General features: G+C 61.7%; 7 protein-coding genes. All 7 read left to right on the top strand.

Going from position 1 to position 7,754, the window contains the following annotated elements; all coding sequences use genetic code 11:
• The first annotated feature begins 194 nt into the window (after window positions 1-194).
• The 7 genes from ACSFE6_RS30290 (at window position 195) to ACSFE6_RS30260 (ending at window position 7,638) form a co-directional block, all read left to right on the top strand.
• Window positions 195-791 carry a paraquat-inducible protein A gene (locus ACSFE6_RS30290; RefSeq protein ID WP_435431050.1) on the top strand — a complete coding sequence of 199 codons (597 nt, stop codon included), beginning with the start codon at window positions 195-197 and terminating at the stop codon, window positions 789-791.
• Window positions 788-1,444 carry a paraquat-inducible protein A gene (locus ACSFE6_RS30285; protein WP_435431049.1) on the top strand — a complete coding sequence of 219 codons (657 nt, stop codon included), beginning with the start codon at window positions 788-790 and terminating at the stop codon, window positions 1,442-1,444. The genes ACSFE6_RS30290 and ACSFE6_RS30285 overlap by 4 nt, the downstream gene beginning before the upstream one ends.
• Window positions 1,425-3,101: an intermembrane transport protein PqiB gene (locus ACSFE6_RS30280; RefSeq protein ID WP_435431048.1), complete on the top strand. Its 1,677-nt coding sequence runs from the start codon at window positions 1,425-1,427 to the stop codon at window positions 3,099-3,101. The genes ACSFE6_RS30285 and ACSFE6_RS30280 overlap by 20 nt, the downstream gene beginning before the upstream one ends.
• Before the next feature lie 17 nt (window positions 3,102-3,118).
• The gene (locus ACSFE6_RS30275) at window positions 3,119-3,676 is read left to right on the top strand and encodes a PqiC family protein (protein WP_435431047.1); all 558 of its coding nucleotides are present in this window, start codon (window positions 3,119-3,121) and stop codon (window positions 3,674-3,676) included.
• A gap of 278 nt (window positions 3,677-3,954) precedes the next feature.
• The gene (locus tag ACSFE6_RS30270) at window positions 3,955-4,968 is read left to right on the top strand and encodes an iron ABC transporter substrate-binding protein (protein ID WP_435431046.1); all 1,014 of its coding nucleotides are present in this window, start codon (window positions 3,955-3,957) and stop codon (window positions 4,966-4,968) included.
• A 4-nt stretch (window positions 4,969-4,972) separates the two neighbouring features.
• Window positions 4,973-6,571, top strand: a complete 1,599-nt coding sequence (locus ACSFE6_RS30265) for an ABC transporter permease (RefSeq protein WP_435431045.1) — start codon at window positions 4,973-4,975, stop codon at window positions 6,569-6,571.
• A complete protein-coding gene (locus ACSFE6_RS30260; RefSeq protein ID WP_435431044.1) occupies window positions 6,568-7,638 on the top strand; it encodes an ABC transporter ATP-binding protein in 1,071 nt (356 codons plus the stop codon). The genes ACSFE6_RS30265 and ACSFE6_RS30260 overlap by 4 nt, the downstream gene beginning before the upstream one ends.
• Window positions 7,639-7,754: the final 116 nt, after the last annotated feature.

The following is a 7,754-nucleotide window of genomic DNA, read 5'->3' as shown; positions in this document are numbered from 1 at the left end:
GGGGTGGAGGTTGTCTCCCCATAGAGCATGCTCATCCTCCCCTCCACTCCCCCCCCCCCCCCCCCCCCCCCCCCCCCCCCCCCCCCCCCACAGTGCTTTATTCTTCTCGTTAAGCCTTTCGATTTGCTCAATTGCAAGTCACTTCTATATTGAGGGGGTGCTCATCAATTCCTGCCTTCTGTCGAGCTTTACCTATGGCGACGAGTGAACAACTGATTATCTGCGAGCACTGCGATTGCGTGTACGAGAAAACCACGCTCGCCAAACATCAGAAGACCCTGTGCATCCGCTGCGGCGGTGTGCTTCAGCGCTATAACGGCTTGACCGTGGAACAGCGGCTGGCCTTGACCTTCACGGCCTTGATGCTGTGGATCTTCGCCAATTTCTATCCGGTCATGAGCATCAGCCTGCAAGGGCTGAAAAACAGCGCAACCCTGTGGGACTCGGTATTGGCCCTCAGTCTGGGGCCGATCACCTTCATTGCCATGGTGGCGGCGATCGCCATGATCATCGCGCCGATCATCCAACTGGTACTGCTGATCTGGGTCCTGGGATTCGCCCTGAGCCATCGGCGCGCCCCGGCCTTCAAGTTTTGCATGCGCTGGCTGGAAACCCTCAGACCCTGGAGCATGCTGGAAGTCTGCCTGCTGGGGGCGATGGTTGCCGTGATCAAGCTCGCCGGTTTTCTCGATGTGCTTCCCGGTATCGGCCTGATTGCCCTGGCCATCCTCAGCCTGATGATGATCCGTGTCGCCGGCCGCGATATCCGCGATCTGTGGGACTTGCCATGACCACACCACCGACCGCCAGCGAGCTCAACCTGTGCCTATGCCACACCTGTGGCCTGGCCTGTGACATGACATTCGAACCCCACGAGTGCGAGCGCTGTGGCGCCCCGCTGCATCGGCGCAAGACCAACTCGCTGACCCGGACCTGGGCCTACCTGTTCACCTCACTGGTGTTCTACATACCGGCCAACCTGCTGCCGGTGATGAACACCAAGATGGTCGGCAGCGGCGCCGACAGCACCATCATGAGTGGCGTGCTGGACTTCTGGGCCCACGGTGCCTGGGACATCGCCCTGATCATTTTCATTGCCAGCATCGCGGTGCCTGGCATCAAGTTCGTTGCCTTGGCCATGCTGCTGATCACAGTGCAACGCAACAGCCTGTGGGCACAAAAGGAGCGGTCGACGATGTACCGCTTCGTCGAGTTGATCGGCTATTGGTCGATGCTCGACGTGATAGTCGTGGCCCTGGTGGCCTCGCTGGTGAAATTTCAGGCCCTGGCCGACATCGAGCCGCGGGCGGGCATTCTGTTTTTCGGGCTGGTGGTGGTGTTCACCATGCTGTCAGCCATGAGTTTCGATCCACGCCTGATCTGGGATGCCAGGGGCGAAGGTTCACATTTCGAGGAGGTCACGGATGAAGCAACAAGCCACTGACGGGCCACAGGCCCCCGGCCAGGCCCCCGTCAAGACGCGCCGATTCGGCGTGTCGCTGGTGTGGATCGTACCGATCGTCGCGGTACTGGTAGGGATCTCGCTGGTGGTGCACAACATCATGCAGCAAGGGCCGACGGTCACGATCAACTTCAAGACCGGTAGCGGTCTGGTCGCCAACAAGACCGAAGTCAAGTACCGCAGCGTGGTCATCGGCCATGTCGCGGACGTGGAACTGAGCGATGACCAGAAAAGCGTCAACGCCACCATTAAACTGGTGAAACAGGCCGAAAGCTTTACCCGTGAAGACTCCAAGTTCTGGGTCGTCAGGCCACGCATCGGTGCCGGTGGCGTGTCAGGCATCGATACCCTGCTGTCCGGCGACTATATCGGCGCCGATGCCGGTCAGGCCAATGGCCGCGCCAAGACCTTCAAAGGCCTGGAAAATCCGCCGGCGATTACCTACGGCGAACCGGGCAAGCGTTTCACCCTGCATACCCAGGACCTTGGCTCGCTTGATATCGGTTCTCCGGTCTACTTCCGCAAGATTCCTGTGGGCCAGGTGGTGGGCTACGCGCTGGACCCTGACGGCAAAGGCGTGAATATCGACCTGTTCATCCACTCGCCCAACGATGTTTATGTCACCGAGAACACCCGTTTCTGGAATGCCAGCGGTGTCGACGTGAACGTCGGAGCCAATGGGTTTGCGGTCAAGACCGAGTCCTTGTCTTCGATATTGGTCGGCGGTATCGCGTTCCGCGCGCCTGAGTTCAGCCCTGGCGACAAACCCGCGGCCGAAGAATATGCCTTCGAGTTGTTTGACGATCAGCAAACCGCCCTCGCCCCGCCCAATGGCAAGCCACAATACCTGGCCTTGCGCTTCGACCAGGCGTTGCGCGGACTCAAGGTCGATGCCCCGGTGGAGTTCCTCGGCATGGAAATCGGCAAGGTGGTGTCGGTCAACCTCGACTTTGATGCCAAAAAACGCAGCTTCCCGGTCAACGTCGGTATCGTGATTTATCCGCAGCGCCTGGGCCAGGCACACATCAAAATGCTCGAGGTGCTCAAGCATGATCCCAACGATGAGGCCGCCGGCGTGCGGCTCATCGGCACCTTCATCGAAAACGGCCTGCGTGCCCAGGCCCGCACCGGCAACCTGCTGACCGGTCAACTGTACATCGCCCTGGACTTCTTCCCGAAAGCGGACAAGGTTGCATTCGATCCGAGCGCCCGTCCAGTCATGGTTCCGACCGTTCCCGGCAGCCTCGAACAGTTGCAGGAAAAACTCGAAGCCATGGTCACCAAGATCAATCAACTGCCGATCGAGCGGATTGCCGGCAACCTGGACGGCAACCTCGTTGAAATGCGCAAGACGCTAGGGCAATTCAATGCCAAGACCCTGCCGGGGGTGCAGAACACGCTAACCGACGTCAGCAAGACCCTGCAGTCGGCCAATACCACGTTGCAATCGGCGACTTCGACCCTGGCCGACGATTCGCCGCAACGGGAAAAACTGGGCCAGACCCTGGACGAGCTGGGACGCACATCCCGTGCCTTGCGTGACCTGGCCGACTATCTGGGCCGCCATCCGGAATCCCTGATACGCGGTCGCCCCGACAATGCCGCGCCCATGGACCTGCAAGGGCCGCCAAGTAAATGACCACAGGAGCATCATCCATGGCTTTTCCGCTGAAAATTGCGTTGATCGCTGCGCTGTCGTTACTCGCCGCGTGCCGAAGCGACCCGATTCAGTTCCATACGTTGACCCCCGCGCAACTGAGCGGTAACACAAGGACCACCTCGGATATCCAGATCGAATACCTGAGCGTCCCGCCTCAGGTCGATCGCCCGCAGATTGTCGTACGCCAGGGCAATACCGGGATGGCCATCCTTGAAACCGAGTGGTGGGGGGCCAGCCTGGTGGATGAACTGCGCAGCGCCCTGCTCGATCAGATGAACAACAACAATCCCCAGCGCAAAATCTCGGTGCGACTGGAGGTGCAGCGGTTCGACTCGATTCCCGGCCAATATGGCTTGATCGATGTGAAATGGCGCCTGCGCAATGGCGAGGATATCCAGACGCCTTGCCGCAGTACCTTGCAGACGCCTTCCGGACCGTCCATCGATGAGCTGGTGGCGGCGCAGCAGAACAACGTCAAGCGCCTGGCCGCGTTGATCAGCCAGGCAGCGAACGGAACGCAAAAAGGCTGCCCGTCCGCCAATGCTGGCCAGTAACACCCTCACCTGCGGGAAACCTTTCCTTTGTGGGAGCGAGCCTGCTCGCGATGGCGTCGTGTCAGCCACAAATTTGGTGAATGACACACCGCTTTCGCGAGCAGGCTCGCTCCCACAAGTTCTACATCGGTTCGGGGAATTAACGAATTTTTCTCATTTCACCGATTACATTTGCCGCCGCCACAAACCTGCAAATGATTCCTATTGATCTACAATAATCGACGGCTTGCCCGTCGAATCTGCTTGCTCGAAACCAAAAGAACAGGAGTTGCCATCGCATGATTTCCCGAGTCCCGTCCTTCCTGAAAAAAGCCCTGTTGGCCACTGCCCTTCTGAGCGTCGGCCACGTGTATGCCGCCGATACAGTTGGCATCGTGGTCTACAACGCACAGCACGAAGGCCTGACCAAGTCCTGGGTCGAAGGTTTCACTCAGGAAACCGGCATTCCGGTCACCTTGCGTAACGGCGATGACACGGAGATGGGCAATCAGATCGTGCAGGAAGGCGCCGCTTCTCCGGCTGATGTGTTCCTGACCGAAAACTCCCCGGCCATGGTCCTGGTCGACAACGCCGGTTTGTTTGCGCCGGTCGACAAGGCCACCCTGGAGCAAGTCGATTCCGCCTATCGTCCAGCCCACGGTAAATGGGTGGGGATTGCCGCTCGCTCCACGGTGTTCGTCTACAACCCGAGCAAATTGCCTGAGGCGCAACTGCCCAAATCGATCATGGACCTTGCCGCCCCCGAGTGGAAAGGACGTTGGGGCGCCTCCCCGGGCGGCGCAGACTTCCAGGCCATCGTCGCCGCGATTCTTCAACAGAAAGGCGAAGCCGCGACCCTGGACTGGCTCAAATCAATGAAAACCAACTTCAGTGCCTACCGTGGAAACAGCTCGGTACTCAAAGCAGTGAATGCCGGGCAGATCGACAGCGGCGTGATCTACCACTATTACAGCTTCGTCGATCAGTCCAAGACCGGCGAGAACAGCAAGAACACCGCCCTGCACTACTTCAAACATAAGGATCCGGGTGCCTTTGTCAGCATCTCCGGCGGCGGCGTTCTGGCATCCAGCAAGCACAAGGAACAAGCCCAGGCGTTCCTGAAATGGATCACCGGCAAAGACGGCCAGGCCATCCTCAAGGACGGCAAATCGTTTGAATACGCCGTGGGCAAGAATGCGCCATCCAACCCCAAACTGGTGCCTTTGCAGCAGCTCGACGCCCCCACCGTCGATGCTTCGAAACTCGACAGTAAAAAAGCCGTAGAGCTGATGACTCAGGCGGGACTGCTCTAAATTGATGCCTGAAACCTTGCCGGCGGGTGTCGCCGAAAACACACCCGCCAACCTGCGACGACGGTCACGCGGCCTGTTCGCGAGTCGCGGCGGCGCGTGGGTGGTCGGTTTGTCGGTGCTGGTTTCATTACTGGCGCTGCTGCCCATCGCGTTCGTCATCGGCGTGTACCTGCAAACCGGTTGGGCGGCCGTAGTACCGCTGGTGTTCCGGCCCCGGGTCGGCGAACTGCTGGTCAACACCGTGTTGCTGGTGATTATTACCGTTCCCTTGTGCATTGCACTGGGGGTGACGCTCGCGTGGTTGACCGAGCGCACCAATCTGCCGGGACGACGCTGGTGGTCGTTGCTGGCGACCGCACCGCTGGCGGTGCCGGCGTTCGTGCACAGCTATGCCTGGGTCAGCCTGGTGCCACCGATTCACGGGCTGTTTGCCGGCGTGCTGGTCTCGGTCATTGCCTACTTCCCGTTTCTCTACCTGCCGGTGGCCGCGACATTGCGCCGACTCGACCCGGCCATCGAAGATGTCGCCGAGTCACTGGGGCTCAAGCCCTGGGCGGTGTTTTTCCGCGTGGTGCTGCCGCAATTGCGCCTGGCCATCTGCGGCGGCGCCTTGCTGGTGGGCCTGCACCTGCTGGCCGAGTATGGCCTGTACGCGATGATCCGCTTCGACACCTTCACCACGGCGATCTTCGACCAGTTCAAATCCACCTTCAACGGGCCGGCCGCCAACCTGCTGGCCGGTGTGTTGGCGCTGTGTTGCCTGGCGATGCTGACCGCCGAATCCGCCGCCCGTGGCCATGCGCGCTACGCCCGCGTCGGCTCGGGAAGTGCCAGAGAGCAACGCATTGTCGCCCTGAAGCTCCCCGCCATGGTGCTCGCACTGGCGTTGCAGATCGTGACCTGCGCCCTGGCGTTGGGTGTGCCCTTGATCACATTGGGTAAATGGCTGATCGCCGGCGGTGTGCAGGTCTGGGCCTTGAGCGAACTGCTGCCCGCCCTGGAACAGACCCTGTTGTTCGGCGTGGCGGGTGCCGTCCTGACCACCTGCGCTGCCATCCCGATCGCCTGGCTGTCGATTCGTTCGCCCGGCCGCCTGCAACGGCTGCTGGAAAGCTGCAACTACATCACCAGCTCCTTGCCGGGGATTGTCGTCGCACTGGCGCTGGTCACGGTGACCATCCATTTTGCCCGGCCGATCTACCAGACTTCGATCACCGTGCTGCTGGCGTACCTGCTGATGTTCCTGCCACGCGCCCTGGTAAGCCTGCGTGCCGGTATCGCCCAGGCACCGGTCGAACTGGAAAACATGGCTCGCAGCCTTGGCCGCTCGCCGGCGCGTGCGTTGTGGCTGATCACCCTGCGGCTAGCGGCTCCGGGGGCGGCGGCGGGTGCCGCACTGGTGTTCCTGGCCATCACCAACGAACTGACCGCGACCCTGCTGCTCGCCCCTAACGGCACGCGCACCCTGGCCACCGGTTTCTGGGCCCTGACCAGCGAAATCGATTACGCCGCCGCGGCGCCCTATGCTCTGTTGATGATTGTGCTGTCGCTTCCGCTGACCGGAATCCTTTATCACCAATCCAAGAAAACGGCTGGCCGATGAACGCTCTAGAACTGCATTCACTCTCCAAATCCTACGGCACGCAAAAAGCCCTGGAAAACGTCAGCCTGTCGGTACCCACCGGCAGTCGCACGGTGATTGTCGGCCCGTCCGGGTCAGGCAAGACCACCCTGTTGCGGATGATCGCCGGCTTCGAGTTCCCAGATTCCGGGCGCCTATCACTTAACGGCCAGACCCTGGTCGACAGCACCCACGAAGTGCCGGCGCATCAACGCCTGATCGGCTATGTGCCGCAAGACGGCGCCTTGTTCCCGCATATGACCGTGGCGGCCAACATCGGGTTTGGCCTGGCGACCAAGGGCAGCGAAAAGCAGGAACGCGTCGCGGAATTGATGGACAGCGTTTCCCTGGATGCCAGCATGGCCGAGCGTTGGCCCCATGAACTGTCCGGCGGCCAGCAGCAACGCGTAGCGCTGGCACGGGCGTTGGCCCAGCAACCACGATTGATGCTGCTGGACGAGCCGTTTTCGGCACTCGATACCGGCCTGCGCGCCAGCATGCGCAAACTGGTGGCGCGCTTGCTGGCGGACGCCGGAGTCACCACCATCCTGGTCACCCATGACCAAAGCGAAGCGCTGTCCTTCGCCGATCAACTGGCGGTCATGCGCCATGGCCGACTGGTACAGTCCGGGCATCCGCTGGATCTTTATCGCTACCCCGACGATGTCCAGACCGCACTGTTTCTCGGCGACGCCGTGGTCATGCCCGCCCGCATCGAGGCCGGCTGGGCCCACTGCGACCTGGGGCGGATACCGGTCAACAACCATCGCAACAACCACGCCGCGCAGATCATGCTGCGGCCCGAGCAATTGCAACTGGCCAGTGTCCTGCCCCACACCGCGGAAGTCCTGGGCTGCCGCGCAGTGGTGACCGATCGGGATTTCAGCGGTAATACCTGCACACTCACGGTGGAATTGCAGTCTTCAGCCTCCGGCGAGCACTCGGGCCGATCATTGCTGGTGCGCAGCTCGGGCATGTACGCGCCGCCGGCCGGCAGCGCTGTGCACGTCTCGACCATCGGCCACGCCCACGTCCTCAGCGAACCCTGACCCCTGTGGGGGGGGGGGGGGGGGGGGGGGGGGGGGGGGGGGGGGGGGGGAGGGGGGGGAGGGGGGGGGAGGGGGGGGGGGGGGGGGGGGGAGGGGGGGGGGGGGGGGGGGGGGGG

It is taken from the genome of Pseudomonas baetica (genome assembly GCF_051216495.1).
GTDB lineage: Bacteria > Pseudomonadota > Gammaproteobacteria > Pseudomonadales > Pseudomonadaceae > Aquipseudomonas > Aquipseudomonas baetica_B.
The sequence above is the reverse complement of the archived record's forward strand: the minus strand, read 5'-3'. Positions and strand labels throughout refer to the sequence as shown.